General features: G+C 63.5%; 23 protein-coding genes and 1 tRNA gene. 8 read left to right on the top strand and 16 right to left on the bottom strand.

Translation table 11 applies throughout. The features are described 5' to 3' along the window. Positions 1-3 precede the first annotated feature (3 nt). Positions 4-786 (bottom strand): DUF169 domain-containing protein, encoded by a 783-nt coding sequence (locus tag JQ566_RS19895; RefSeq protein WP_212374726.1) that lies wholly within the window; start codon positions 784-786, stop codon positions 4-6. 52 nt (positions 787-838) lie between these two features. After that, positions 839-1,606 (bottom strand): YdcF family protein, encoded by a 768-nt coding sequence (locus tag JQ566_RS19890; protein WP_212375052.1) that lies wholly within the window; start codon positions 1,604-1,606, stop codon positions 839-841. A gap of 168 nt (positions 1,607-1,774) precedes the next feature. On the opposite strand from JQ566_RS19890, the gene JQ566_RS19885 reads away from it, so the two are divergent. The 3 genes from JQ566_RS19885 to JQ566_RS19875 all read left to right on the top strand — a co-directional run bounded on the left by JQ566_RS19885 (position 1,775) and on the right by JQ566_RS19875 (position 3,680). Beyond that, positions 1,775-2,716, top strand: a complete 942-nt coding sequence (locus JQ566_RS19885) for an acetamidase/formamidase family protein (RefSeq protein WP_212374724.1) — start codon at positions 1,775-1,777, stop codon at positions 2,714-2,716. Positions 2,717-2,916: 200 nt separating this feature from the next. Then, positions 2,917-3,114: a hypothetical protein gene (locus JQ566_RS19880; protein ID WP_024341172.1), complete on the top strand. Its 198-nt coding sequence runs from the start codon at positions 2,917-2,919 to the stop codon at positions 3,112-3,114. 74 nt (positions 3,115-3,188) lie between these two features. After that, positions 3,189-3,680, top strand: coding sequence for a GcrA family cell cycle regulator (locus JQ566_RS19875; protein ID WP_212374721.1), 492 nt, complete (start codon positions 3,189-3,191; stop codon positions 3,678-3,680). A 272-nt stretch (positions 3,681-3,952) separates the two neighbouring features. On the opposite strand, the gene JQ566_RS19870 is transcribed toward JQ566_RS19875, so the two are convergent. After that, complete coding sequence (locus tag JQ566_RS19870; protein ID WP_212374719.1) at positions 3,953-5,476, bottom strand: porin; 1,524 nt, start codon at positions 5,474-5,476, stop codon at positions 3,953-3,955. Between the two features lie 406 nt (positions 5,477-5,882). On the opposite strand from JQ566_RS19870, the gene JQ566_RS19865 reads away from it, so the two are divergent. After that, positions 5,883-6,389, top strand: a complete 507-nt coding sequence (locus JQ566_RS19865; RefSeq protein ID WP_212374717.1) for a MarR family winged helix-turn-helix transcriptional regulator — start codon at positions 5,883-5,885, stop codon at positions 6,387-6,389. A gap of 29 nt (positions 6,390-6,418) precedes the next feature. Here the strand turns inward: JQ566_RS19865 and JQ566_RS19860 are convergent, their stop codons facing one another. Beyond that, positions 6,419-7,531, bottom strand: coding sequence for an alpha/beta hydrolase family protein (locus JQ566_RS19860; RefSeq protein WP_212374715.1), 1,113 nt, complete (start codon positions 7,529-7,531; stop codon positions 6,419-6,421). Positions 7,532-7,792: 261 nt separating this feature from the next. Beyond that, complete coding sequence (locus tag JQ566_RS19855; protein ID WP_212375050.1) at positions 7,793-8,764, bottom strand: SDR family NAD(P)-dependent oxidoreductase; 972 nt, start codon at positions 8,762-8,764, stop codon at positions 7,793-7,795. Positions 8,765-9,322: 558 nt separating this feature from the next. On the opposite strand from JQ566_RS19855, the gene JQ566_RS19850 reads away from it, so the two are divergent. Continuing rightward, positions 9,323-9,562 (top strand): hypothetical protein, encoded by a 240-nt coding sequence (locus tag JQ566_RS19850; protein WP_015685698.1) that lies wholly within the window; start codon positions 9,323-9,325, stop codon positions 9,560-9,562. 155 nt (positions 9,563-9,717) lie between these two features. Here the strand turns inward: JQ566_RS19850 and JQ566_RS19845 are convergent, their stop codons facing one another. Then, positions 9,718-10,692, bottom strand: a complete 975-nt coding sequence (locus tag JQ566_RS19845) for an alpha/beta hydrolase fold domain-containing protein (protein WP_212374714.1) — start codon at positions 10,690-10,692, stop codon at positions 9,718-9,720. On the opposite strand from JQ566_RS19845, the gene JQ566_RS19840 reads away from it, so the two are divergent. Continuing rightward, positions 10,691-11,437 carry a TetR/AcrR family transcriptional regulator gene (locus JQ566_RS19840; RefSeq protein ID WP_249139615.1) on the top strand — a complete coding sequence of 249 codons (747 nt, stop codon included), beginning with the start codon at positions 10,691-10,693 and terminating at the stop codon, positions 11,435-11,437. The genes JQ566_RS19845 and JQ566_RS19840 overlap by 2 nt on opposite strands. A gap of 2,476 nt (positions 11,438-13,913) precedes the next feature. Here JQ566_RS19840 and JQ566_RS19835 read toward each other — a convergent pair. The 8 genes from JQ566_RS19835 to JQ566_RS19800 form a co-directional block, all read right to left on the bottom strand. After that, entirely contained in the window at positions 13,914-14,720 is an 807-nt protein-coding gene (locus tag JQ566_RS19835) for a transglutaminase-like domain-containing protein (protein WP_212374713.1), read from the bottom strand. 1,004 nt (positions 14,721-15,724) lie between these two features. Beyond that, positions 15,725-15,802: transfer RNA gene (locus JQ566_RS19830), tRNA-Pro, on the bottom strand. A gap of 122 nt (positions 15,803-15,924) precedes the next feature. Beyond that, entirely contained in the window at positions 15,925-16,503 is a 579-nt protein-coding gene (locus tag JQ566_RS19825) for a MerR family transcriptional regulator (protein ID WP_212374712.1), read from the bottom strand. A 24-nt stretch (positions 16,504-16,527) separates the two neighbouring features. After that, complete coding sequence (locus JQ566_RS19820) at positions 16,528-16,869, bottom strand: integration host factor subunit alpha (protein ID WP_212374710.1); 342 nt, start codon at positions 16,867-16,869, stop codon at positions 16,528-16,530. Positions 16,870-17,002: 133 nt separating this feature from the next. Continuing rightward, positions 17,003-17,983, bottom strand: coding sequence for a beta-ketoacyl-ACP synthase III (locus JQ566_RS19815; RefSeq protein ID WP_212374709.1), 981 nt, complete (start codon positions 17,981-17,983; stop codon positions 17,003-17,005). Next, complete coding sequence (gene plsX / locus JQ566_RS19810) at positions 17,980-19,041, bottom strand: phosphate acyltransferase PlsX (protein ID WP_212374707.1); 1,062 nt, start codon at positions 19,039-19,041, stop codon at positions 17,980-17,982. Before plsX ends, JQ566_RS19815 begins: the two co-directional genes overlap by 4 nt. A gap of 299 nt (positions 19,042-19,340) precedes the next feature. Continuing rightward, entirely contained in the window at positions 19,341-19,907 is a 567-nt protein-coding gene (locus tag JQ566_RS19805) for a YceD family protein (RefSeq protein ID WP_212374705.1), read from the bottom strand. Further along, positions 19,904-20,467: a ubiquinol-cytochrome C chaperone family protein gene (locus JQ566_RS19800; RefSeq protein WP_212374703.1), complete on the bottom strand. Its 564-nt coding sequence runs from the start codon at positions 20,465-20,467 to the stop codon at positions 19,904-19,906. Before JQ566_RS19800 ends, JQ566_RS19805 begins: the two co-directional genes overlap by 4 nt. Before the next feature lie 98 nt (positions 20,468-20,565). Here JQ566_RS19800 and JQ566_RS19795 point away from each other — a divergent pair, with 98 nt between their 5' ends. Both JQ566_RS19795 and JQ566_RS19790 read left to right on the top strand, forming a co-directional pair. Beyond that, the gene (locus JQ566_RS19795) at positions 20,566-21,051 is read left to right on the top strand and encodes an outer membrane protein assembly factor BamE (protein WP_212374701.1); all 486 of its coding nucleotides are present in this window, start codon (positions 20,566-20,568) and stop codon (positions 21,049-21,051) included. Positions 21,052-21,245: 194 nt separating this feature from the next. Further along, positions 21,246-22,247, top strand: coding sequence for a Bug family tripartite tricarboxylate transporter substrate binding protein (locus tag JQ566_RS19790; RefSeq protein ID WP_212374699.1), 1,002 nt, complete (start codon positions 21,246-21,248; stop codon positions 22,245-22,247). Between the two features lie 48 nt (positions 22,248-22,295). Here JQ566_RS19790 and JQ566_RS19785 read toward each other — a convergent pair whose 3' ends face one another. Further along, positions 22,296-23,846, bottom strand: coding sequence for a peroxidase family protein (locus tag JQ566_RS19785; protein WP_212374697.1), 1,551 nt, complete (start codon positions 23,844-23,846; stop codon positions 22,296-22,298). A gap of 171 nt (positions 23,847-24,017) precedes the next feature. After that, a complete protein-coding gene (locus tag JQ566_RS19780; RefSeq protein ID WP_212374695.1) occupies positions 24,018-26,138 on the bottom strand; it encodes a sodium-translocating pyrophosphatase in 2,121 nt (706 codons plus the stop codon). Between the last annotated feature and the right edge of the window lie 55 nt (positions 26,139-26,193).

The following is a 26,193-nucleotide window of genomic DNA, read 5'->3' as shown; positions in this document are numbered from 1 at the left end:
CCTTTACTTCTTCGCGTAACTCACGCCCATGCCGGCACGGACGTCGCTTTGAATGCCATAGGGCGGGATCGGGTAGCGCAGGCCGTTCTTCGCCAGCGCCTTCATGCCTTCGATCGCCTTGGCGAGATGCGAGGGCTTCAACGCCATCAGCATCTCCTCGTCCGGCACGCCGCCATAGCGCCGTTCGGCATAGCATGGCAAGGACAGGCTGGGCTCCCCGGTCTTGAGCGCCCGCCCCCAGGAATCCGCGCACGCGGTCTCGCCGACCACGCCCCATTCGAATTTCTTGTAGCCGGTATATTGCAGCCCATTGATCAGGATGATCATTTGCCCCGGCGTCGCATAGACGAGGCAGATGTCGGGCGGATCGAGCCGGCCGCTCGCCAGCGGACTGACGGCGAGCGCCTGATACTGTCCGAACGGAACCACGTCCAGCGCCTCCTGGCGCTTGCGCGCATCCTCTGCGGTACCATGCCAGACGCCGACATAGTTTTCGCCGGCGAGCCATTTGTCGTCCTGGGGGTTGAGCCCGATCACCGCGCGGCATTGCGCTCCAACGAGATCGTCGGCGGTGATGCCGACGGTCCAGCCCAGGCGCGCGGCCATGCTGACGATCTGGTCGGTGGTGTGGATTGCGTTCGGGCGACGGATCTTCGGGATCGCCTCCATCTCTGCGACGCTCGCGAACAACTTCATGCCGATCGCGTTCGTCTTCAGCCGCAGCAGACTGTTGAGATCGGCGACGAGGCCGGCAGGATCGATCGTATCTGCACTCCGCTGCTGCATGGCTTCCTCCGCGCCGGCGATCGCGCGCCGGTTCTTGTCTTGGTGCCTCGTTCTAGTCCTTGCCCGGTCCCGGAAGCAACTCGCCGGTCCTGCCCATCAGGCGGTAAGCCACGAGGCCGATCCACTCGCGGACGGCGACTTCCGTTCGGCCCAGCCCGTCAGCCCCCATGTTCGTGAAGGAGAACAGATCGTCGCGTTCCCCCATCCGCCAGTCCACGGGATACGCCTCGACGTCGAATCCGGCCTTGCGGAAGATCCCCATCGAGCGCGGCATGTGGAAGGCCGACGTCACCAGGAGCCAGCGCTCGCCCGGCTTTGGTGACACCAATTTCTTGGTGAAGATCGCATTCTCCCAGGTGTTGCGGGAGTCACGTTCGAGGATCAGGCGGTCCTTCGCTATGCCGAGGTTCTCCAGGATCGGCGCGGAATAGTCGGCCTCCTTCGCCTCGGTCGAAACCAGGTTCGCTGTGCCTCCGGTGAAGACGATGCGCGCGTTCGGATAGCGGCGCGCGAGCTCGGCCGGCGCGAACAGGCGATCGGCCGCGTGTGCGACGACCGGCGTGCGATGCGCCGCCGACAGATCGGTGTCGACCGAGCCGCCGAGCACGATGATGCCGTCGGGCGCACCACGCGACGGATCCCACGCCGGGAAGCGCGACTCCAGCGGATAGATCAGAAGACTGCCGAGCGGCGAGAACGCCGCGAGCGCCAGCAGCACCAGCGTGGTCACGGCAAGCCTGCGGCCGAACGTGGCAAAGCGCGTCGCCATCAGCACGACAGACAGGATTCCGAGCTCGACCAGGAGATTGATCGGCAGCAGCGCGGTGCCCAGGGTCTTGGAAAGAACGAAAAACAGGGGAGCCTCGCTGAAATCATCTGGCCTGTCGGTTCAGGGCTTGACCGGCCCCGCCATCTTCAGAAATCTTCTTGAAAGAGGATCGATCGTTGGGTCAAGCCCGCGGCCGATGAAACCAAGCGGACGCGGCAAATGACCCATCATCACCTGCATTCCAGCCCCGAAACCTGCCATTGGGGCTTCTTCGAAGCCGCGCTTCAGCCCGTCCTCACCATTGCCAGCAGCGATGAGGTGACGGTCGACACCATCAGCGGCGGACCCGACATGCTGCCCGATCGCGACAAATTTCACATTCCGCCCGAGATGCACGAGGTTCATGCCAAAAGCGAGCGCATGCTGCCGGGCCACATCCTCACCGGTCCGATCGCTGTCGAAGGCGCCGAGCCCGGCGACGTGCTCGCGGTCGAGATCCTCGACGTTCAGCTCCGGCAGGATTGGGGCTGGAACATGATCAAGCCGCTGTCCGGGACCCTGCCCGACGATTTCCACGAGACGCGGATCCTGAACATCCCGCTCGACCGGTCGCGGATGACCGGCCGCATGCCGTGGGGCCTCGACCTGCCGCTCAAGCCGTTCTTCGGCGTGATGGGCGTGTCGCCACCGCCAGCCTGGGGCCGCATCTCCTCGCTGATCCCGCGCGCGATGGGCGGCAACCTCGACAACAAGGAGCTCGGCGCGGGCGCGACGCTGTACCTGCCGGTGTTCGTGCCGGGCGCGATGTTCTCCTGCGGCGACGGCCATGGCGTGCAGGGCGACGGCGAGGTCTGCGTCACCGCGATCGAGACCGCGCTGCAGGGCCGCTTCCGCCTGACGCTGCGCAAGGACCTCAGGCTCGACTACCCCCGCGCCGAGACGCCGACGCACTACATGACCATGGCGATGGACCCCGATCTCGACCAATGCGTGGTGCGCGCGCTTCGCGACATGATCGCGCTGCTCGGCGAGACGCGAAATCTGTCGCGCGAGGATGCCTACACGCTGTGCAGCCTGGCCGCCGATCTCCGGGTGACCCAGACCGTCAACGGCGCCAAGGGCATCCATTGCATGATCGAAAAGGCGATCGTGCACGGCTGAGCCGCCGGGCCCTTCCCTGACCTGCTGACATCGAGCCGCCGCCCGGTCTTCCCCGCGGCGCGCCGCGGCGTGCCCGATTCCCAAGCGATTCCAATTAGGTGAGCTGCCGCTTTGGCGCTGATTTGACTTCCACCCTCGAACCTAAATAGAGTCTTAATCGTTACTTTTATGTACCCGAGTAAGAGGCTAGCGTTCGCGCCATGGCCACCGAAAAAGCCGAGACTGACCGCATTCCCGTAACCTTGGCGCTCTCGACCATCGCCTACCTGGAGAAGCTGGTGAGACAGGGCACCCACGGCACCAGCGTTCCCGGCGTCGCACGGACATTGATCGAGGAAGGCATCCGTCTCGCCATCAAGGACGGGCTTCTGTCGATCCGCGACAATGGCAGGACGTGAGCGCGCTCGGTGCGTGAGGCGGACGGATCTCGAGACGGCGGATGGCCGACATCTGCAACCTGGGACCGTTACACATGCCTGCTCTCTCACCAGCCTCTTCACGAACCTGGACCGACGAACGCATTGAACTGTTGAAGCAGCACTTCGAGGCCGGCCTCTCCTGCAGCGAGATCGCCGCCGACATCGGCGTCAGCCGCAATGCCGTGATCGGCAAGCTGTCGCGGCTGAATCTGACGCGCGGCCGGACGGTCGACGACCGCAAGGTCCAGGACAGAGGCTTGGCGCCGGCGCGGATGCGCAAGGCCGTGCCGCGGCTGCAATACGAGATGCTCGCCACCATCTATGGCGAGACCGATGCGCCGGTGATTGCAGGCCCGATCGACGAGGCCAATCGCTGCTCGCTGCTGGAGCTGTCCGAGAACCGCTGCCGATGGCCGATCTCGACACCGGGCGAAGACGATTTCTGCTTCTGCGGCAACACGGCGCCCGATGGCCAGCCCTATTGCGCCGGTCACAGCCGCCTCGCCTACCGGCCGCATGGGCGCGCCCGCGTGATGCGCGGCTGACGTTGCGCCATCTCGAAAACAAAAAACCTCCGGCGGGGCATCACCGGAGGTTTCTGGAGGCTTAGCATGAAGCTAAGAGCCGCAACTTTCGTATTTGGCTGAGGGTTATATAGCTTAGTAACTCAGGTAAGTAAATAAATTTGAGGCGATCGAATCGCATGGCTCGTCTTCGCCGTCCGCACGGGCCGCCGGATTTTCCGAACGCCCCTCCTTGCGAAAAAAAGCCCCGGCGATTTCCCGCCGGGGCTTCATCACGTCCGAATACCCAAAGCTTACCAGTTGCGCTGGGCGCGCAGCAGCAGGCTGTAGGTGTCCTGGTCCTTCAGCTCGTAGGTGGCCGCCGGCTTGGCCACGCTCGTCAGTGCTCCGGTCGTGATCACGCCCGAATACTTCTGATCGAGATGGCTGTAGGTGAAGTCGGCCGAGAAGGTCAGGTTCTTCACCGGCGTCCAGCGGGTGATGACGCCGACCTGGCCGATGTTGAAGTCCGGGTTGCAGGTGCCGGTCAGGGTGGCGAACGCGGCGCTGCCGCAGATCAGGCCCTTCGCCGTGCCGCTGTAGTTGACCGCAGCCCACGCGCCGTAGACGGCCGTGTTCCAGAACGGGCTCCAGTTGTGGGTGTAGGCACCGCGGAAGCCGTAGGTCTTGGTCAGCTCGAGGTTGCCGCCGGGGCCGAACACAGCGTCAGAGACGCCGGCGAAGCCGATGCTCTGATAGGCGGCGTTCGAGCTGCCGAACATCGAGTAGCTGGTCGCTGCCAGCGACTGGAAGTTGTAGCGGCTCGCGCCCTCGGTGTAGACGCCCGAGATGTTGATCACGTCGCCGGCGCCGGTCGGAATATTCTTGATCGACAGAGCGAGCTGGACGGCCCAGCCCCACTTGTCTTCCGGATGACCGGTGACTTCAGTGGCCCCGTAGTAGCCGACGTGATTGTCGTGCGCGGCGACCGACGCCTGGAACAGGCCCCAGGCCTGGTCGACGCGGACGGTGCCGACGATGTCGGGCGACCGGGTGCCGCCGATGTCGTTCGAGCCGTACGCGCCGCCGAGGACACCGGTGGTGCTCATGCCGGCCGTGTTCCAGATGTTGGTCGTGAAGAACTGAGTCTGGTCCTGCGCCGAGATCGTCGCCGTCACGCCCTGGCCGAAATCGGCCGTGTAGGTGAACTGGGCGACGCCGTTGGTCGAGCCGCTGCCGCCGACCAGCTGGTCGAAGTTGTTGCCGGGATAGTTGACCCAGGGCGCGTCGAACTGCGACACCGCCTTACCCATGGTGAAGCCGGCGAACTGGATGAAGGCATAGTAGACGCCGAGCGAGCCGCCCGAGATGCCGCCGTCCGTCGGGTTGAGGCTGGACGAGCCAGCCGTCGTGGCACTGTAGCCGGTCGCACCTGTGGCAGAGCCGGTGCCGACATAGCTGCCGGTCGTCCAGGTGAAGACCGCATCGAAATAGGTGCGGACCACGCCGTACTCGGTCGCGGTGCGGGTGTCGATGTTGAGATCTTCACGAGCGCGCATCGAGTAGTAGTTGGTCAGGCGGTTGTTGGCCGCGGACACGCCGTTGTACTGGGCGCTGTAATTGCCGCCGGCATTGAGCGCCACTTCGGCACGCAGATAGCCGCCCAGCTTGATGCAGGTGTCGCTGCCCGGGATGTAGTAGAAGCCGGCGCCGTACAGCGTGCAGATCTTGACGTACTCGACCGCCTTGGCCTTGACCGGAAGATCGGCCGCCTGGGCTCCGCCGACGGCGATCAGACCCGCCGCAGTGCCGAGCAAAAGGCTCTTCACCATTCTCATTTAAAACCTCCAAGTTGCTCATTTTGCGGAGACCGGACCGTGAGGCCCCCCATGATCCCCGTCTCTCCAATCCGCTCGGCCGCTTTGCGCTTTCGGCCACACCCGCATTCGAGGCGAGGGACGTGAGCGAACCACCTGCAACGGGACGATCGAGTACCCCCCACCGTCGCGGACCAATATGCCTGCGCTGTTCCGCTAATCAAAATAGTTTATTAGGTCAGCTTATTGGTTTCACTAAACCTGTGCCCGGCATGCAACACCCGGGCCGGGCCAATCTGCTGAGCTGATCATCTTTGTAGTTTTAGTGACGAAATTACCCTGCTCTGCACTTGCGTCAGAGCAGGCTTGCGTGGACTATGGCATTCCACGAACACCGACCTGAACAATTGGTTCACGGAGTGACGCTGTGTCCGCGACGAGGAAAGAAGGAGCGCGCCTGCGCGCCATCGGCAATCTGGATATCATCAGGCGCTTCACCTGGGAGATATCGTCGATCAACATGTATCTCGAGGAGCTGCGTCAGTTCTGGGCGAGAACGCTCGGCATCAGCGGGCCGCAATGGCTGATCCTGATGGCCATCTCCGACCTCGACAAGGACGACGGCATCCCGGTCAACGTCGTGTCCAAGCTCCTCCACGTCGATCCGTCCTTCGTCACCACCCAGTCCAAGCTGCTGGAGAAGAAGGGCCTGCTGCGCCGCCGCCCCTCGCCGACCGACGCGCGCGTGGTGCGGCTGTCCCTGACCGAGAAGACGCAGAAGCACCTGGCGAGCCTCAACGAGCAGTACAAGACCATCAAGGAATTCGTCTTCCAGGAGTTCGACGAAGCCGAGCTGACGGAATTCACCGCCAAGCTTGCGACGTTGAAGACCCGTCTGGAAAAGGCCTGCGTCCGCCTGACCCTGGACTTTTGACGGTCGGCTTCTGACGCGGGCGGCCGCGGCTAGATGCGCCCGGCGTCGCCGAGCCGCGATTCGAGCCAGTCGAAGATGTATTCGTTGGCGAGGCTCGGATTGTCCGCATGCCCCTGCGCCGCGCCCGTCTCCGCCGCGGTGAACACCTTCAGCATGACATCCGAGCTGCCGAGCCGGGAGTTCTGGACGAGCTGACGCGCCCGATCGGCCTTGAGCCAGCCGTCCTCGCCGAGCGTGATCAGCACCGGACAGTCGGCGCTGGAGGCCATCAGCGGCGCATGCGGCACCGGGACGATGCTGACGTCGCTCATCGCGAATCGGCTGGCAAAGAAGGCCCGCTCGTGCAGGTCCCACAGGCCGCCGTCGCAGACGGCGGCGGCGAGCCGCGGCTCCTGCAACACCGCGCGCGCCACGAAGGACGAGCCCCAGCCATCGGCGATGATCCCGACGCGCGCGAAGTCGACGTCGCCGCGCGTCTCCAGATAGTCCATGACGCCGGGGATCGCGCTCTCGAGATCCCGGCGCCGCAACAGCGCGTCGAGATAGTCGTCGCGCTGGTCGCCGAACAGGTCGAGTGCCAGCATCGAGAAGCCGCGCTCGCGCGCATGCGGCACGAGCTTGACCAGAAACTCTTCCTTGCGGTGGCCGGGCTCGCCGATGCAGATCACGGTCGGAGCCCGCCCCTTCCCCGACAGCGCAGGAAGGAAGTAGCCCTGCAGCGAATGCCCGTCGAGCCAGGGTATCGTCACCACCTCGCCGGCCGGGCTGCGCGCGCCGAGGTAGCGGCGAGCGCATTCCTGCATCGCCAGCACCGCAACCCAGCGGCGCTCGTCCGCCGGGTCGAGCGGCATCGCCGCGGCACCATAGTAGTTCATCGCACGCAGCCAATTGCGCTGCGCGCTCGCCAGATGGCCCTCTGCGAACGCGGCCTCGGCGCGCTGCCGATTGGTTTGCGCCAGCCTCTTCCACTCGCGATGCCAGGACCGGTCGTCGCCGCGCTTCAGCTGCCGCGCGATCATGAGGCATTCCGCAATCGTGGCGCCGCCCTCCTGGGCCGCGGTGAGCAGCCGCGTGAACTCAGCGGAAATGTCCTCTCGCTCCGGGCAAAGGGTCCAGTCGTCGGAGAGGCATGCGGGCATCATCGGGAGCTACGCTCTAATCGTCGCGTTACCCCGACTGACTAAACCATTTCAGGTCACCGACCAAGCCGCTGCACGCGCCATTACAGACGTTTGAGATCAACATCACTTGAACATCGTCATGTCGCATGTGTGACATTCCGACAGCTCATGGAGCGGGACCAGCATTGGCAAGAGGTGGCACGTAAAATTGGGTGAGCCTCTCTTGCCATGACGATCATCATACCCATATTGGCGCGCCTCGGAGGAGCCTCGGAGGCGGCCTCAACCAAGCCGCCAGCCGACCTCCTGCGTGAAACTTTCGTAGAAGGCGCGGTCGTAGGCCTGCTCCGGGGTGGCGCGCACGCGCTCGTCGAGACGTTTGGCGTCCTCTCCGACGAGGATGCGCCAGCGCTCCGCCTTGACGCCGTCCAGAATGATCTTCGCCGCCTGCGCCGCCGTCGTCGGCGCATCCTCCAGGAAGCTGCGGGCGCGCTCGGCGAACGCCGCCTGGATGTCCTCGTCCGACATCCTGTCGGCATCCGGCACGCCGGCCGCAACCATGCGATTGCGGGTCAGCGCCACCTCGTCGGCGTTGAGCCGCTCCGAGCCATCGGCGCTCTGCACCTTGCGCGAATTGGAGACGATCGAGGTGCCGATATGGCCGGGCATCACCACCGAGCATTTGACGTGCGGGGCGTGCAGGCGGAGGTCATTGATCAGCGCTTCGGTAAATCCTTTCACCGCGAACTTGGCCGAGCTGTAGGCGGTGTGCGCCTGCCCCATGCCGATCGAGGCCCAGAAGCCGTTGACGCTGGCGGTGTTGACGATGTGGGCCTCGTCGGCCGCAACCAGCATCGGCAGGAAGGTGCGCACGCCGAGATAGACCCCGCCCCAGCAGATGTTGAAGGTGCGCTCCCACTGCTCGCGCGTGTTGGTGAACAGGCTGCCGCCGCCGCCGATGCCGGCATTGTTGAACAAGAGATGGATCTTGTCCGTCTTCTGCTGCGCGGCGAGCTCGTCGCGAAAGCGCTTGAGATGATCCTCGATCGCGACGTCGGCGACATGCGTCGTGACGCGCAGGCCTTGCGGCAGCTTCTCGACCTCGCAGAGCCGCTTGGTCTCGGCCATCGCGGCTTCCGAGACGTCGCACATCGCGACGTTGCAGCCTTCGGCGACGAGCTGCCGCGCGAGCTCGCGCCCCATTCCCGTGCCGCCGCCGGTGATGACCGCGATCTTTCCAGCAAAATCCTTCATGGGACTTCGGTCCCTCCCCTTGTCGGTATGTTTCTTCGTCACGGCGCCGCTGACCGAGGCGCGCGCGAAACTGTAGCAGCGCGACATCCGCGGGTAAAAGCCGTGTGCTGCCATGTTCGACATCCGTTATTTCGGCGGACGGACTATTCGCGGCACTCGAGCTACGGCACCTTCAACGCGCCGAGGCCCCCCAACGCCTGCGGCTCGCGGCGTGCTGCGCGCTTGATGCCTCCGGCATTTCCGGAACGGCGTCGTCATCGGCGGGATCACGCCGGTCGATCTCACCTTCGTGTTCTGCCCTCGCGTTTCCTGTGCGGGCCTTGTGAAGTGGCTCATACACAACGCGGCCCCGACAATCGATCATTCCTGGGTGTTGCTGCAGGTTCCCGTATTTGTCCGGCTTCGGGTCAAGGGCAATTTTTTTACAATCCGAATCGTCAAATGGGGGATGGACGCTGGGTTGAGTCGGCTAGGCCAGCGTGTTGTTTGCGTGTCACAGGCTCTGGCACTCCGCTTGCATCCTCTTCGTGGTCAGAAACAACCGATGAGGTGACAGGAATGTTCGTGACCGTCGTTGCCGTGCTTTGCCGGCTTAGCGCAGCCAGCTCAGGCAGTTGCGTCGAGGAAATCGTGACCGACAGCAACATGACGCCCGAGATTTCGATGATGCAGTGCGCGGTCGGCGCACAGGCGCCCTTGGCGAAATGGATGGGCGAGCATCCGATCTATCACGCCAATTGGCGCCTTGAGCGCTACAAATGCGTGCCGGGTCACTACGAGATCAAGGGCCACGCCTGAAGGCCCCGCAAAACTACTGGTACCAAGACGACGGATACCAGGACGACTGATCCAGGAGGAAACGCCCCGGGGGCTGCCTTTTCCCCTCCGTGCGGCACCGCCAGCGCCGGACCGTTCGCGGCAGTGCGCTCTGTGACGATGATCACGCCACCTCCCTAGGCCACCTCACGCAAGATGATTGCACGCGCCCGCCGCCCTTCCGGCGTCGGCATGAACGCGAAATTATGCGGTTGCTCGCGCAACAGGTGCAGCTCGACCGGCACGCCCACCGCCCTCGCCCTTTCGGCAAGATCGACGCTATCGGGATACAGCAGATCGCGCATGCCCGAAAAGATCGTCATCGGCGCCAGCGCGCGGAAGGCGCCGTTGAGCGGACTGACGAAGGGATGGCCGACATCGAGCTCGCCGGCATAGAGCCGCCCCGCCTCGACGATCCCCGGAATGTCCTGGATCGGATCGCGCGCCGCGATCGCCACCTGCTCCGGGCGGCTGACCGAGGCATCGGCTGCGGGCGAGATCAGCACCATCCGGCTCGGCTGCCGATGACCGCGATCGCGCAGCCATTGGCAGGCGGCGAGCGCGAGGCCAGCTCCGGCCGAATTGCCTGCTACCGTCACCTTTGCGTCGCCTGCGTCTTCCAGCAGCATCCTGAGCAGCTCGGCCGTCGCCGGCACCACGTCCTTCGCGGTCGCGCGCGGCGCCAGCGGATAGATCGGCACGACGCAGCAGACGCGCGCCTTGCGCGTCATCTCGCCAATGAGGCGCCAATGCGCCGGCACGATCTCGTTGATGAAGCCGCCGCCATGCAGGAACATGACGTAGTTGCAGCCTTCGTGTCCCGACGACGGCGCGGTGTAATAGACCGGCCATCCGCCCATCTTCGTCAGCGTTGCCTCGACGCCGCGGCCAAGTCCCGTCGGCTCGAACGATGCCGGCTGCAATGCGAGCTTCTGCACGTGTGCCTGCACGGCTTCGGCCGATGCCAGCTGCTTCTTGAACGGAAGAAGGCGCAGCAGCACGTTGAAGACGCGACTCTGCAGGCTCGGTGCGGGATCGCGCCGGGCCGGCGGGCCGAACACGCACCCGCCCGGGCACAACTGCAAGGCCGACACGATCCTGGCAACGCTCATGGCCACATCCCCATCGGGCTTATTCGAAACGGCGACAAAGAGGCTTGCCGACCCGCCGCCACTTGCCGGTATAATGCGAGCATTCGCTCGCTTTTCCTACTCGCATTCAGATCACAAGGCCGTGGCCCGCAAACCGCCCACAAAACCCCGGAAAAATGCCTCGCAGCAGCGATCCCGCGCCACCGTCGACGCGCTGGTCGAGGCGACTGCTCGCATTCTGGTCAAGGAAGGCTTCGAGATGGCGAGCACCAACCGCATCGCCGAGATCGCCGGCGTCAGCGTCGGCTCGCTCTATCAGTATTTTCCGAGCAAGGAGGCCCTCGTCGCCGCGGTGATCGAGCGTCACAACGAGGAGATCATGGGCATCGTCCGCACGGCGCTCACCGAGGTCGCCGACCTGCCGATCGACAAGGCCGTGCGCAAGCTAGTCACCGTCGCGATCGAAGCCCACCGCATCAACCCGAAACTGCACCGCGTCCTCGCCGAACAGATCCCCCGCACCGGCCAGCTCAGGGATGTCGAAGCCTTCAACCGCGAGGTCCATACCTTAGTGCGCGCCTATCTCGAAAGCCGCCGCAAGGAGATGCGCAGGATAGACCCGGGATTAGCGACGTTCATCTGCGTCAGCGCGATCGAAGCGGTCGCGCACAACACCGTGCTGAACGGGGCCGAGATGCTGTCGGAGAAGACGGTGCGGACGCTGGTGGAGGAGACGACTCGGATGGTGGTGGGGTATTTGAGGTAGGTGAGATATTGCTGCTTGCACTCCGTGAAAACCAATGGAAGATCGTTCTGGATGCAAAGCATTACGGGCCCTACCCAACTCAGAAAGAAGCCATCCGGGCAGCCGTAGATGCAGCCCACAAGGAAGCCGGCTTCGCGGCGCTATGAGCTAGCTAGTGTCAGCCACGGGCCAAGAGGCGACATCGACCAAGTTGCGCGCGCTCCCGCGGCACTTAAAGGCCGCCTTGTCAGCTTCTAGCAATTCGATGGCGCATCGGATCATCGCTAGGCTAAGCGCGTCCATTCCCGGTGCTATCAACCTGCGGAACTGTTCAATCTCGTTGGCTATCTGGTCGCACTTGTTGCACATGTGCATCCCGCGGCTTGGAGGCGGGAGCAACCAGCTCTCAGTCACCGATGTAGCCCAGGGATCCGAAAAGGTGATTAAGCTTAAAGCCGTTCTCCCAGCGGCGTTCCTAGAAAGCCACATGGAAATCACGATCAGCCGCTAGACGTCGCGTCCAATGGCATACCATCTCGAGCAAAAACGCCGCCCGCTTAAATAAAGCGCAGGCGGCGGCTTACCAGCCCCGGGAGGGTGAGAGTAAAATCCCGATAAACGTTGGTCTCCACGTGGCGTGCTGAAGTTCATCACGTCGGACAAGAACGAAGCCTAAAGTCAAGATGGTGGCTGTAGTCCCGGGGACGTCAACCACTTGTTGAGCTCCCCGGCCACATCGATCTGCCGGGCTTTTCGCAGAAGCTCCGTGCGGCGGACGCCAACTGGCATCCCCTCGGCCTGTAGGCGGAGATTGATCGCCTCTTGCGCGAGGCGGTATTCGAATGTCAAGGATTGTCCTGGGGACCGTTGAGCCGACATGTTTGACGCTCCGCTGCGGGGTTGAGCGGGAGCGCAGCTTGCGTTCACTCCACCGATAGATGCTAAGGGCCGCTCGATGGTAGTGAGACAGTGCGCCTTTATCTGCCGAATGGCGAGCGCTTTGTTCGGTTCCTGGCAGGAACTATTTGGGAATTGCTGGAAGCTAGTCGATGGTCTGCAACGCGGTACTGGCCGGGAGCAAGTCTCTTGCAATTCTCCGCCCTGGCGCCGAGCTTTTGTGATCCGCACTTGCGCCTTGCGACGCCGGCGTCGAGAGGCAACGTGCCGAGGACAGAGACCAAATTCACTGAAGCCGGAGCTGCAAACCGAGCGCTTCTACGGGCGTTGCTGATCTCTGAGCGATCGGCTGATCGCTCGTTCAACTGCGCTGACAGCCTCCGCTCGATTGAAGGAAATTCCGGTTCGGGGTGACCGACCGTCTCGCTCAAACGACCATTTCCAGCCGGGCGGATTGATCGTCTGGACCACCGTGTATTTAATGCCCTGATGTTCCATGCGCCATCATGACTCTGGGCCGAAGCGACCGTCCTCGATCACTCAGCATCGTTTGAAGTCTTCTTCGAACGGTCGACGCGGACCGATTTAAATTCCGCAGGGCCGTCAAGCAGGTACTGCTTTCTCGCCGATTGGTCCTTAGAGCTTGCGGAGCGGTCTGCCCTGCCATCCAAAACCGTGCCAGCCAGATGAAGAGCACGCTTTCGTTGGCGGACCACTCGGCGACCTTCAGCATCGTCGTTCGTCATCTTACAGGCTCTCTCAATTGAAGCGCTCATGTTCGGAAGCGAAACTTAGCAACCGCGGCAGATATTCTTTAGCTTCGCAGCGGTTCGGGCTTCTTCCGCAAGAAATGGATCCTTGTAACCTGACGATGAGTCGATGCCGGCTTCGGTGGGCTTCCTGGCTTTTGGAGGAAATGCCGCATCGTAACAGGAGAGGCGCGCGCTGGTGCTTTCGATCGCACGGCAGTTCGGCTCCGCGGCAAAAGTTGCTGACGTGTATGGGTCCAGTACCGATGCCAGCAAAAGCGCAACGGTCCATGTGCCTGTTCGAACCATCCTCATGCTGAGCACTCAATAGCTATTTGGTTTTACTCGCCCAGGTGGGGCTCTCGCCGGTCCAGGCCGGAAGAGCATCCCATTCGGACCAACGCATTCGGCGCTCCTCACCTCCGACCCTCACGAAGACAAAGGGCGCATCGTCCCGGCCAGTCTTCGAACCAACGAAGATTGCCGGAACCCCGTAGGCATCCCTGATGATTGCCGTGTTTGCCATTTGGGCTCCCGTTTGGCCTGAACTGGCTCAATGCCCCGGTTTCCAGTTCTGACGCATGGTGATTGAACGGACTTATCGCTATTAAATGGCCGTCACCGCAATCAGCAGTACGAGGAAGGCCGGTACCAACAAAGGTGGTACGAGCCACTCACGAATGTCGAATTTGTCGGAATTTGACATCTGACCGCCTTCTCTTGGGTTGAGGCGGGAGCGCAACGCTCTCAGTCACCGATAACAGCCACTTAGCGCGCGGTGATGCGAACTGTGTAGCAGTCTTCCAAGCAATTAGCGAGATCAATCTCAGCCGCCTGGTAAGGCGAGCGCTTTACACAAGCTCATCAGCCCACACCTTGAAACTGACGAGCGTGTTGGGTCCGAACGTTTGGGCAATCGGAACATCCGCCGCATCGCGGCCTTGCGCGATCAGGACGCGGCCGATTCGCGGAGTGTTGTTGCGTGCATCGAATGTGTACCAGCGGCCGCCAAGATAGGCTTCGAACCAGCCTGCAAAGTCCCCGGGAGCGTGGGGCGGCGGGATGCCGATGTCGCCGAGATAGCCGGAGCAATAGCGCGCTGGAATGTTCATGCAACGGCAGAATGCAATGGCAAGATGCGCATAGTCGCGGCAGACGCCCTTGCCCTCGTTGAATACTTCCCAAGCCGTCATGGTGGCCCGCGCGTGCTCGTAGCCGAACGCGATGTGATTGTGCACGAAATCGCAGATCGCCTGGACCCGTGGCCAACCCGGCGCCACTTTCTCGAACAGCTTCCATGCGATGTCGGAAAGCCGATCGGTTTCGCAGTAGCGGCTGCCAAGCAGATAAACGATGGTATCAGGTGGCAGATCCTCCACAGCCCATTGCGTGGCGGAAGGCACGACCACATCAGGCAACCCGCTATCGCGCACTGTACCGTTGGCGGAAAGGCGCATGCGGCCGGCGGGCGCAACGAACCGACTGCACCAGTTTCCAAAGCCGTCGCGGTATGGCGAGATCGGCACGGAAGGCTCAGTGATGAGGTAATCCGGCACAATGATGTCGGATGCGCGGGTGAAATGCATGCCGACGACAGCAATCAATGGTGTGACTTGCTGGAAGTCGTAGGTCATTTCGAAGCCAACCTGTATTTTCATGCTTAGGGCCTGTCTCGACTGCATTTGCTCGAATTGACTGCGGGGATGATCGTGTTGGCAACGGCGGCCGGCGGGCGGTCCGATGACAAGCCTAATCGAGCGCGCCCGAGGTCTGCAACGGGCCAATAGGCCACATGGCAGGTTTGCTCGGAGAAGAAAGTAGTCGCTAGCTGACGATGCCCCTTAGCGCCCATTGAAGAGATTGAACGTGCCAAAGCTTCGAAAATATCATCCGGCAGCAAAGTTCGTTCGTCTTGGGTGGACTCTCAAGTATGCGTTCCGCGCGGACGGCGACTAGTGCGCGGCCCACGCGATGCGCGGGCAGCTTTCAAGCATGCCAGGGCGGGCGGCGCCCTCGATGGAGAGGCAGGGCCGATCGATCGTGAGTGCGTAGCGATCCAAAAGCGCGCTGCGGTCCGGTTCGCCGCGCATGTGCAATTCGCGGACGCGGCCGGGCAGCGGCGCCTTCACTGTGACTAAATGTGGCTGATGAGACCGTCGCCGCTGATCGACGGGCGCTCACCGTCGCAATAATCTCGCGTGGTAGACCATCATCGTTCGGGGGCGACTTCCTGACACTGCATGACGCCCTGCGGCCGCGCTGCATCGCCCTCAATGCCTTCGATTGTGATGAATTACGGAATTACGGTGCTGGATATTTGGATCGAGACAAAGCCCCGCGCCATTATAGGAGGGCGCGTTAGATCGATTGAGTGCACGCAGCACCTGGACTGGTGCCAGGGGTGTGGACGCAATTTGCTGGCCAGGAGGCCCATCCCACAGGCCGGCACGATAACACCATACCCCTGTTTTGCCCGACGGGTCAAATCCGATTCGGAAAAACCTCATCCCACCAATGGCATCGCTACTGTGCATGGGGTTGTTTTCGGCATTTTAATTTTCCGACCCCGAACCAGCCGCCGCCACCGACCGTCGCGCACGCGTCCCCGGGGGGAGCAGGCTCCACGCCGACGGTCAATCCACCCGACAGATGTTGGAAAAATTGGTCGGAGCGAGAGGATTTGAACCTCCGACCCCTAGTCTCCCAGACTAGTGCGCTAACCGGGCTGCGCCACGCTCCGAATGCCGTTCCATTAGCTAGGATCGCCGCGTTGCGCAAGGCGAGGCCGCAGCATTTTGGCGCCTCTCCTCAATCGGGAGCCCAAAGCTCCCGGAACTGCCCCGGAAAGCCCGCGCGCGACCCCTACCCGTCCTTCAGGGCCTGATCCAGCATCTCCTTAGCTGCGACGAGGTCGGCGAGGGCCCGCCCCAAACGCTCCCGGTCGAGCGCGCTGGGGCCGGCGGGCGCGGCGGCGGCGCCGCCTTTGCGGAAGGTGGTGAGGATCTCCTCGTCGTCGATCTCGGTGAAGCGGAAGTCGATGCCTTCCTCCTCATTGCCCTGGAAGTCGTCGTCGTCGGTGTCGGTGATGCCCTTGATGGGCGCCTCGTCCTCGGGCTCCATCAGGCTGGCGCCGATGGCGTCCTCGATGGCCCCGAACGAGACCGCGGCCGCACTGTCGGCGAGGCCCTGCACCGATTTGACGCCGTGCTCCTTGAGGATCCGCTGCACCCCGCGGATGGTGTAGCCCTCCCCGTAGAGCAGCCGGCGGATGCCCTTGAGCAGGTCGACGTCGTCGGGGCGGTAGTAGCGGCGGCCGCCGCTGCGCTTCATCGGCTTGATCTGGGAGAACCGGGTCTCCCAGAATCGCAGCACGTGCTGCGGAATGTCGAGTTCCTGCGCTACTTCGCTGATGGTTCGGAACGCATCCGGCGCCTTGTCCAAATGCCAGTCCTTTCCGAAAGGCGGTTATGCCTCTTCTTGAGCCTTGGTGGCGTCGCCATTGGTGCGGTGCTGGGCGTTAATCCGCTGCTTCAGGATCGCCGACGGCTTGAACACCATGACGCGGCGCGGCGAGATCGGCACCTCGGTGCCGGTCTTCGGGTTGCGGCCGATACGCTGGCCCTTCTTGCGCACCATGAAGGAACCGAACGAGGACAGTTTCACCGTCTCGCCCTTCTCCAGGCAGTCGGTGATTTCCTTCAGCACGAGTTCCACGAAGGCGGACGATTCCGTGCGCGACAGGCCCACCTTCTGGTAGACGGCTTCGCACAGATCGACACGCGTTACGGTTTTACTTTGATCGGTCATCGCCCTGCCCCACATCACGGCGAACAATTGTTGTCTGAAATTATGAGGTTACGATACGACGGTCAACACCGCTCATCAATGCAGACGCATCGATAATCGGCACTGATTCCGGCAAAATTTTATCGACTGTGTCTTACCAGCGCACCAGCGCGGAACCCCAGGTGAAGCCGCCGCCCATGGCTTCCAGCAGGACCAGGTCGCCCTTCTTGATGCGGCCGTCCTTGCGCGCCACCGCCAGCGCCAGCGGAATCGAGGCCGCCGAGGTGTTGCCGTGACGGTCCACCGTCAGCACCACCTTCTCCGGCGCGATATGCAACTTGTGCGCGGAGGCATCGATGATTCGCTTGTTGGCCTGGTGCGGCACGAACCAGTCGATGCTGTCGGCATTGAGCCCGGTCGCGTTGAAGGCATCGACGATGACATCGGTGATCATGCCGACCGCGTGCTTGAAGACCTCGCGGCCCTCCATGCGCAGATGGCCGACGGTCTGGGTCGAGGACGGTCCGCCGTCGACGAACAGCTTGGCCTTGTGGCGGCCGTCGGAGCGCAGATGCGTGGTGACGACGCCGCGGTCGGTCGCGGCATTGCCAGGCTGCTCCTGCGCCTCCAGCACCACGGCGCCGGCGCCGTCGCCGAACAGCACGCAGGTGCCGCGATCGTTCCAGTCGAGGATGCGCGAGAAGGTCTCGGCGCCGATCACCAGCGCGCGCTTGAAGGCGCCGGTGCGCAGGAAATTGTCGGCGGTCGCGAGCGCGAACACGAAGCCCGAGCACACCGCCTGGAGGTCGAAGGCCGCGCCGTGGTTGATACCGAGCGCGTGCTGCACGGCGACGGCCGTCGCCGGGAAGGTGTTGTCCGGTGTCGAGGTCGCCAGCACGATGAGATCGATCGACTGCGCGTCCATGCCGGCATCGCGGAGCGCGGCCTGCGCCGCCTTGATCGCCAAATGCGAGGTGAACTCGCCCTCGGCCGCGATGTGCCGCTCGCGAATGCCGGTGCGCTGCACGATCCACTCGTCGGAGGTGTCGATGCGCGCCGCCAATTGGGCGTTGGTCACCACCTGCTCCGGCAAGTAGGAGCCGCAGCCGAGCACGACCGAACGAATTTGAGTCACGAAACAGCCTCCTGCGCGGCCTGCACGGAACTGAGTGCACCACCCTCGCGGTTGAGCATCTGATTGATCTTGTTCAGGAGATCGTAGTGAGCCATCTCATAGCCAACATCGATCGCATAGGCAAAGCCTTCGGCGCTGGTTCCGCCGTGGCTCTTGACCACTAATCCGTTCAAACCCAGGAACACGCCGCCATTGGACTTGTTCGGGTCCATCTTGTCGCGCAGGGCCTGGAAGGCGCTGCGCGCAAAGAGATAGCCGAGCTTCGACAGCCAGCTCCGCTGCATCTCATTGCGGAGTAAGTCCGCCATCTGCCGCGCGGTTCCCTCGGCGGCCTTGAGGGCGATGTTGCCGCTAAAACCTTCGGTCACGATGACGTCGGCCAGCCCCTTGCCGATGCCGTCGCCCTCGACGAAGCCGATATAGTCGAGCTCCGGCAGGTTCCTCGCCCGAAGGATCTCGCTGGCCTCGCGGATCTCTTCGTGCCCCTTGATCTCTTCGGCCCCGATATTGAGCAGCCCGACCGTGGGCCGCTTCTTGTCGAACAGCACGCTCGCCATCGCTGCGCCCATCACCGCGAGCGACACCAGATGGTGCGCGTCACCGCCGATGGTGGCGCCGAGGTCGAGCACGACGGACTCGCCGCGCCTGGTAGGCCATATCCCCGTGATCGCGGGACGGTCGATTCCGGGCAGCGTGCGTAGGTGGAAGCGGGACATCGCCATCAGCGCGCCGGTATTGCCGGCGGAGACCGCGACATCGGCCTCGCCCTTTTTCACGGCGTCGATGGCAAGCCACATCGAGGAGGTCTTGCGGCCGCGCCGCAGCGCCTGGCTCGGCTTGTCCGAGCCGCTGACGGCCACGTCGGTGTGGATGATCTTCGAAGCGGCCTTGAGGGCGGGATGCTTCTCGAGCTCGGGCTCGATCCTGGCGTGGTCCCCGACCAGCAGGAACTCTGTCCCGCGATGCCTCTGAAGCGAGATGGCGGCGCCGGGAATGACCACGGCGGCGCCGGCGTCGCCCCCCATGGCGTCCAGCGCGATGCGAATCTTGCTTGGCATAAAAGTCCTGGAAACCTGGTCTGGTGCGGTCTTGAGCTAGCGGGGCCGCAAAATGGGTTCGCCACGGACATGGCGATCGGCCAAGCGCCACGCCGCGCCCGGACCGGGGCGCGACAATAGCGTTTTGTGCCCCCGAAACAACCTCTTGCCCCCAGCCTTTTGCATTCGGGACGATCCGGCCACGAGCCCCGTATTTCGCATGAAATACATTGAAATCAGAAAGATAAGCAGTTCTTTCAAACCATCAAGGCAAATGGCCCGTGTCCCCTCGCAAGGCGGTCACAAGCGGAAGACGCCCCCTATTGGCCCTTCTTCTTGTCCTGCAGCGCCTTCAGCACCGCGAAGGGATGATCCCCGGGGTCGGGAGCGGTGACCTCCGCCTCGAACACGGCCCCCTCCTTGCGCGGATAGGGATCGATCGCCAGGAAAAGGGCGTCGGTGGCGAGCCGGCCGAGGTCGATGATGCCGCCAGCGATCGGCTCGGGAGGGTCGGCAACCTCAGGCGCCTCGCCGTCCTGCCCCTCCTCGATCAGATCGGCCAGGCGGCGCGCCTCGGCCTCGGGGGCGAACATCAGGTCCACCTCCTCCTCGATCTCGCTCTCGATCGGATCGAGCGTGACGACGCAGGTCTGGCCGATCCGGCCGCGAACGAGCCCCATGACCTGGACCCGCCCACCGCTTTTCGGCACGACATCGAAGCTGGCATGCGCGGACAGGATCTCGCGCACGCCTGCGACCTCCGCCATGGCCTGCCGCTCGGCCGCCGAGGCCTCGAGCTCGCGATGCAGCCCGGCGTCGGGGATCTGCGCCACGATGACGGGCGCCCGCCAGGGATCGGGCTCGGATCCGGTATTCGGTCGGCTCATGGCGTGACATCCTCAGGGAGTGCTGGAGGAAACTTGAAGGCGGCGCGCAGCAGCGCGGCCTCCCCGGTCCGGCCAAGATCGGCCTCACTGGCCCTCGCATAGGCCGCAAGCCGCTGCGCCTGGTCGAAGCCGGTCCCGTTCAAGATATTCTTGCAGATCGCCGATGCCAGCGCCTCGCCGCCGGCTTCCATGGCCTGGTCATAGGCCTGGACGCGGCCATAGAAGGCCTCACCGAAGGCCCGCATCCGCTTCGGCACGGTCTGGTCGCCCACCCCCATCTCGCGCAGATTGTCGTCCATGTCCTCGCAGAAGCGGTCGAACAGCGCCTGGGACAGTTCGGTGGCGCCTCCAGTGACGCCTTGGACCGTGCGCAGGCGGCGCAGCAGCAGCCAGAGATGCAGCAGCAACAGGTCGAAACGCCCGTTAACCGTATCGGGTACGCCCAAGTCGCGGTAAAAGGTGGGTTCTCGCGCCTGCGTCACGATCATGCCATAGATGGCTTCAATGGTGCCCAGCGGGGTTCGCCGGGGTTTCCTGAAGTGATTGAACGGCCAAAGCATTGTGGTTTCCGCAAGCGGGCGCGCGCGTGTTGCATTAAGACGCCCAGCCCGGTACTTCAGCGCCTCGCGCGACGCAAGGGGACGGAATCAGTTCCGCTATGACGATAACGAACCAGACCAGCCTGCGCGCGGACAAGCGGCGCGGCCTTCACGCATGCTGGCGCGGCTTGCGCATGCTCGCGGCGACCGCCGTGGTCGGCGTGGCACTTGTGGCCTGCACCGGCGAGCAATTCCAGAAGGGTTACATCCTGCCGCCCGGCGCGCTCGAGCAGATTCCGATCGGTGCGAGCCAGGACCAGGTGCTGATCGTGATGGGCACGCCCTCGACGGTCGCGACCCTCGACGGTGAGGTGTTCTATTACATCTCGCAGCGATCGGAGCGTCCGGTCGCCTTCATGAACCAGAAGGTGGTCGATCAGCGCGTCATCGCGATCTATTTCGACAAGAACCGGCGCGTGCGCCGGCTTGCGAATTACGGCCTCCAGGACGGCAAGATCTTCGACTTCATCAGCCGCACCACGGCGACGTCGGGTCAGGAGATGAGCTACCTCGCGCCGCTGTTCAAGCTGCTCAGCTTCAACTGAGTCGCCAGGGCATTTTCGAGCGAAGCGGATATGGGCTCGCGTCATAGAGCCCGTTCAAATTCCACCGCAAGGTATATGGCTTGAGCCTGCGGCGTCGTGCCGCCCTCCGCATGGCGCTTGCCGTCGCGCGCGACTTGCGGTCGCACGAGCGGTTCCGTACCGTCCCTGCAAAGCAAGAAGCAGGGAGTGGATTCGTGCCTAAGCCTTTGTTGTCCCGCCGTCGTGTGCTCGCCGGCGCTGCCGGCCTTTCGGCCGCAGCGATCCTACCGCGATCGAGCCTTGCCGACTGGAAGCCTACCGAAAACGTCCGCCTCATCGTGCCGGCCGCCGCCGGCGGCTCGACCGACGTGATGGGCCGGCTCCTGGCCGCACATCTGCAAACCGCCTGGGGCCAGTCGGCGGTCGTGGAAAACCGCTCCGGCGGCGGCGGCACGATTGGAACGGCCGAGGCCGTGCGCGCCAAGCCGGACGGTCACACCATCCTGGTCGGCAACCCCGGCCCGAACGCGATCGCCTACAGCATCTTCAAGAACCTCAGCTACAAGCCGGACCAGCTGCAGCCGGTCTCGAACATGATCCGGATCCCGAACATCGTCTCGGCGCATCCGAAGACCGGCATCAAGTCGATCCCCGAGTTGATCGCTTACCTGAAGGCCAATCCGGACAAGCTCAGCTATGCCTCCTCCGGCGTCGGCCAGAGTCCTCACCTCACCGGCGCCTGGTTTCTCCAGCTCACCGGCCTCAAGATGACGCACATCCCGTTCCGCGGCGCCGGACCCGCGCTGCAAGCGGCCCTCGCCGGCGACATCCAGGTCTTGTTCGACAATCTCTATCCGAGCCTGCCGCAGGTGCAGAACGGCACGCTCAACGGCCTCTGCGTCACCACGACCGAGCGCAGCGACCTCGCGCCGAACTTGCCGACGATGCGCGAGAGCGCGCCGGAGCTGGCCAGTTTCGACATATCGTCCTGGTTCTCGGTGTTCCTGCCGAAGGGCGTCTCACCCGAGGTGCTCAACGCGCTCAATCTCCAGATCAAGGCGATGCTCGAGCGCGACGACATCAAGAAGCAGATCGCCGCGATGGGCGCCCGCGCCGACTACGGCACCCCGCCGCAATTTGCCGCCTTCCTGGACGCCGAGACGAAGAAGTTCGCCGGCATCATCCAAAAGGAAGGCCTGCAGATGGACGTGCAGTAGTTCTCGTGTCCCGGATGCCGCCTGCGGCATCCGGGACTTGAGGAACTGCTATCCGGTCGTGACCCCGTCGATCGGACTGATATCTCCGACGAAGCGCAACAGATCGCTCATCAGGAAAGTGCCCGGAGTCTTCGCCGGCAGCGTCGGTTTCCAGTGCTTCTGGCTGAGATAGGATTGGTTATCGCCAGCGACGATGCCAATGAACACCTCAGCCACGATGCGTGCGCCGACAGGACCGAGCCGAAGGCCACCGGCCTTCACCTGGGCCTCTTTGAGGATGTAGTACCAGAGCGGCGTCTTTCGATCGAAACCTTGCGCGGCCGCGACGGTGCCGTCCGTACCGGTTGCGATCTCCGCTGGCTTAAGCGCTGGAATCCCCATCGCACGAGCCACATCTTGCCCCGACGGCAATCCAAGATTGACCCCGCGTTGCAGGTTGCGGAACGGGAGGCTGCCGCCGCCACCTGGAAGATCGTGCAACTTCGGAATCAGGAATGGATCGATCTTGCGCGAATGGTTGAACAGGAAGTTTGGCGTCGGCGGAGGCGCCAGATCGAATTCGTAGAAGCGGCTCCAGTCGACGATCCAATCCGTGGGCAAAGTGCTGACGTTGGGTGGGGAATTGGGCGCGTTGGGAACAGTACCGGCAATTTCGCCCAGTATGCGGCCGGACAGCCCAGAGAAAAAGAACTCGAGGTTGAGCGTCGCCGCAGCAAAGCCGCCGGGGCTCGTGAACACATGGTTGTGGCTATATGTCTCGCGAACCATGCTGTGTCCGAGCCGGTAGGCTGCCGCCGAGAACTCGACCGGCATATAGGGCACCTTCTGGAATCGATAGAACTTCCGGCCCTCGTGCAGAATATTGGCGACGATGCCCTTCTCCGTTAAGCGCTCGACGAAATCATGCAGCACCATCCATTGATAGTGCCAGGTCACCAGCTTTCGCGCTTCAGAGAAGAGCTTGTCGGGAGCCGGCGGGTTGGGACCGGCTGCGAGCATGTCGACGACCTTGTTGTGGAATTTCAGGAACGCAAGGTGCGTCTGTGCGACCAGCAGATTCTCGTCATTGCGATGGTCGCCGATCAGGGCTCGCCCTTCCGAATTCCTCGTCAGATCATTCGGAAAGACGCCGGCCGCGCGCGGCGTGGGCTCTGTCTTGCCGAGCAGGAACTTCGGCCCAGGCTGTGTGATGTTGTTGGTGGCGCGAGCGTAAAGTTGGGGGCTGCCATCCGGTCCCAGACCGTAAATGCTGTCCAGATCGAGCCTCGGCGTGCGGAAGTTTGTGGTGGCGTTGGGATCCTCCTGTTTCTCGGCAAGCGACGTGAGATCAAGCGTGATATCGTGATCGACGAATTGGCCGAGATAGGTAAAACCCGACGGGATGTTGGAATTGTTGCCGGTCACATCGTCCGGACTGGCGTCCTTCATCGCGGCGGCAAGCGCCTGCAGCGCAGCCTCCGGCGCCGTGAATGCCGGCAAGTCAAACATCCGGCCGAACAAGCCGGGATCTGCATTGGCGCTGGGCGGTTTCAGACCAGCCCTGGTCGGCTGACGTCCGGCTTTCCCGTGTCTTGGATTTAGGTTTGCAGCTTGCGTCATACTTCCCTCCAATGGGTGAGACAGCGGCTGCACGGTAGTCCCCGGAGGGAAGACACTTTGTAATTGAGCTCACAGTTCCGCTGCGAAAATGCAGCCGCGAAGGGAACGATATCGTGAAATAAAAACCCCGCGGCTTGCGCCGCGGGGTTTGTCGTGTGCCGCTTCCGCCGCTCAGTGCGCCAGGATCGCCAGCAGCAGCAGAGCCACGATATTGGTGATCTTGATCATCGGGTTCACCGCAGGTCCCGCCGTGTCCTTGTAGGGATCGCCGACGGTGTCGCCGGTCACCGCCGACTTGTGGGCGTCAGACCCCTTGCCGCCGAAATGGCCGTCCTCGATGTACTTCTTGGCGTTGTCCCAGGCGCCGCCGCCCGAGGTCATCGAGATCGCGACGAACAGGCCCGTCACGATCACGCCGAGCAGCATCGCGCCCACCGCCGAGAACGCCGCCGACTTGCCGGCCGCGCCGCCGCCCGCGATCGCGTAGATCAGGAAGTAGACGACGATCGGCGACAGCACCGGCAGCAGCGAGGGGATGATCATCTCCTTGATTGCCGCACGCGTGAGCAGGTCGACCGCCTTGCCGTAGTCGGGCTTGTCGGTGCCCTGCATGATGCCCGGCTTCTCGCGGAATTGCCGCCGCACCTCCTCGACGATTGCACCGGCCGCACGGCCGACCGCGGTCATGCCCATCGCGCCGAACAGGTACGGCAACAGACCGCCGAACAGCAGGCCCACCACGACGTAGGGATTGTTCAGTGAGAAGTCCGGATTGACGCCGGCGAAGTAGGGATGCTGCGCGGAGCGGGCCACGAAGAACTTGAGGTCCTCGTTGTAGGCCGCGAACAGCACCAGGGCGCCGAGACCGGCGGAGCCGATCGCGTAGCCTTTGGTGACCGCCTTGGTGGTGTTGCCGACCGCGTCGAGCGCGTCGGTCGACTTGCGCACCTCCTTCGGCAGTCCCGCCATTTCGGCAATGCCGCCGGCATTGTCGGTGACGGGGCCGAAGGCGTCGAGGGCGACGATCATGCCGGCCAGCGCCAGCATGGTGGCGGTCGCGATCGCGATGCCGAACAGCCCGGCGAGGCTGTAGGTGACCAGGATGCCGGCGATGATGACGATCGCAGGCAACGCGGTCGCTTCCATCGAGATGGCGAGGCCCTGGATCACGTTGGTGCCGTGGCCGGTGACCGAGGACTGGGCGATCGACTTCACCGGACGATAGTCGGTCCCGGTGTAGTATTCGGTGATCCAGATGATCAGGGCGGTGACGACGAGACCGACCACGCCGCACTCGAACAGTGCCAGACCGGTGTAGTTGACGCCGTCGAGCTTGCCGAAGCCGATCAGGTAGTAGATCACGAGGGCGATGCCGATCAGCGACAGGATGCCGGTCGCGATCAGGCCCTTGTAGAGAGCGCCCATGATCGACTGGCTCGGCCCGAGCTTGACGAAGAAGGTGCCGATGATCGAGGTGATGATGCAGATGCCGCCGATCGCGAGCGGCAGCGTCATCATGTTGGCGAGGATCGGCGTCTTGGCGAAGAAGATCGCAGCCAGCACCATCGTGGCGACCGCGGTCACCGCATAGGTCTCGAACAGGTCGGCGGCCATGCCGGCGCAGTCGCCGACATTGTCGCCGACGTTGTCGGCGATGGTCGCGGGGTTGCGCGGATCGTCCTCGGGAATGCCGGCCTCGACCTTGCCGACGAGGTCGCCGCCGACGTCCGCACCCTTGGTGAAGATGCCGCCGCCGAGACGGGCGAAGATCGAGATCAGCGAGGCGCCGAAGCCGAGCGCCACCATGGCGTCGACGACAGTGCGGCTATCGGGCGCGAGCTTCAGCGAGTGGACCAGGAAGCCGAAATAGAGGGTCACGCCTAACAGCGCGAGACCGGCCACCAGAAGCCCGGTGATGGCGCCCGCCTTGAAGGCGAGCTCGAGGCCGCCGGCGAGCGACGTCGTTGCGGCCTGGGCCGTGCGCACATTGGCGCGGACCGAGACGTTCATGCCGATGAAGCCGGCCGCCCCCGACAGGACGGCACCGATGGCGAATCCAATCGCGACATAAACCCCGAGGAAATAGGCAAGCAGCACGAAGATGACGATGCCGACGAGACCGATCGTGGTGTATTGGCGCCGCAGATACGCCTGTGCGCCTTCGCGCACCGCTCCTGCGATCTCCTGCATGCGCGGCGACCCCGCATCCGCGCCCAACACCGAAGACGTCGCCCAAATCGCGTAGACGACGGAAAGCACTCCGCAGAGCACTATCAACCATAATGCTGTCATGTGATTTTTGCCTCAGATCCTTGATGTACCCCCGGCGCCTTTTGTTGTCCGTCGT

It is taken from the genome of Bradyrhizobium sp. SZCCT0231 (genome assembly GCF_018130245.1).
GTDB classification, from domain to species: domain Bacteria; phylum Pseudomonadota; class Alphaproteobacteria; order Rhizobiales; family Xanthobacteraceae; genus Bradyrhizobium; species Bradyrhizobium japonicum_F.
This window is presented reverse-complemented; position numbering and strand designations above follow the sequence as displayed.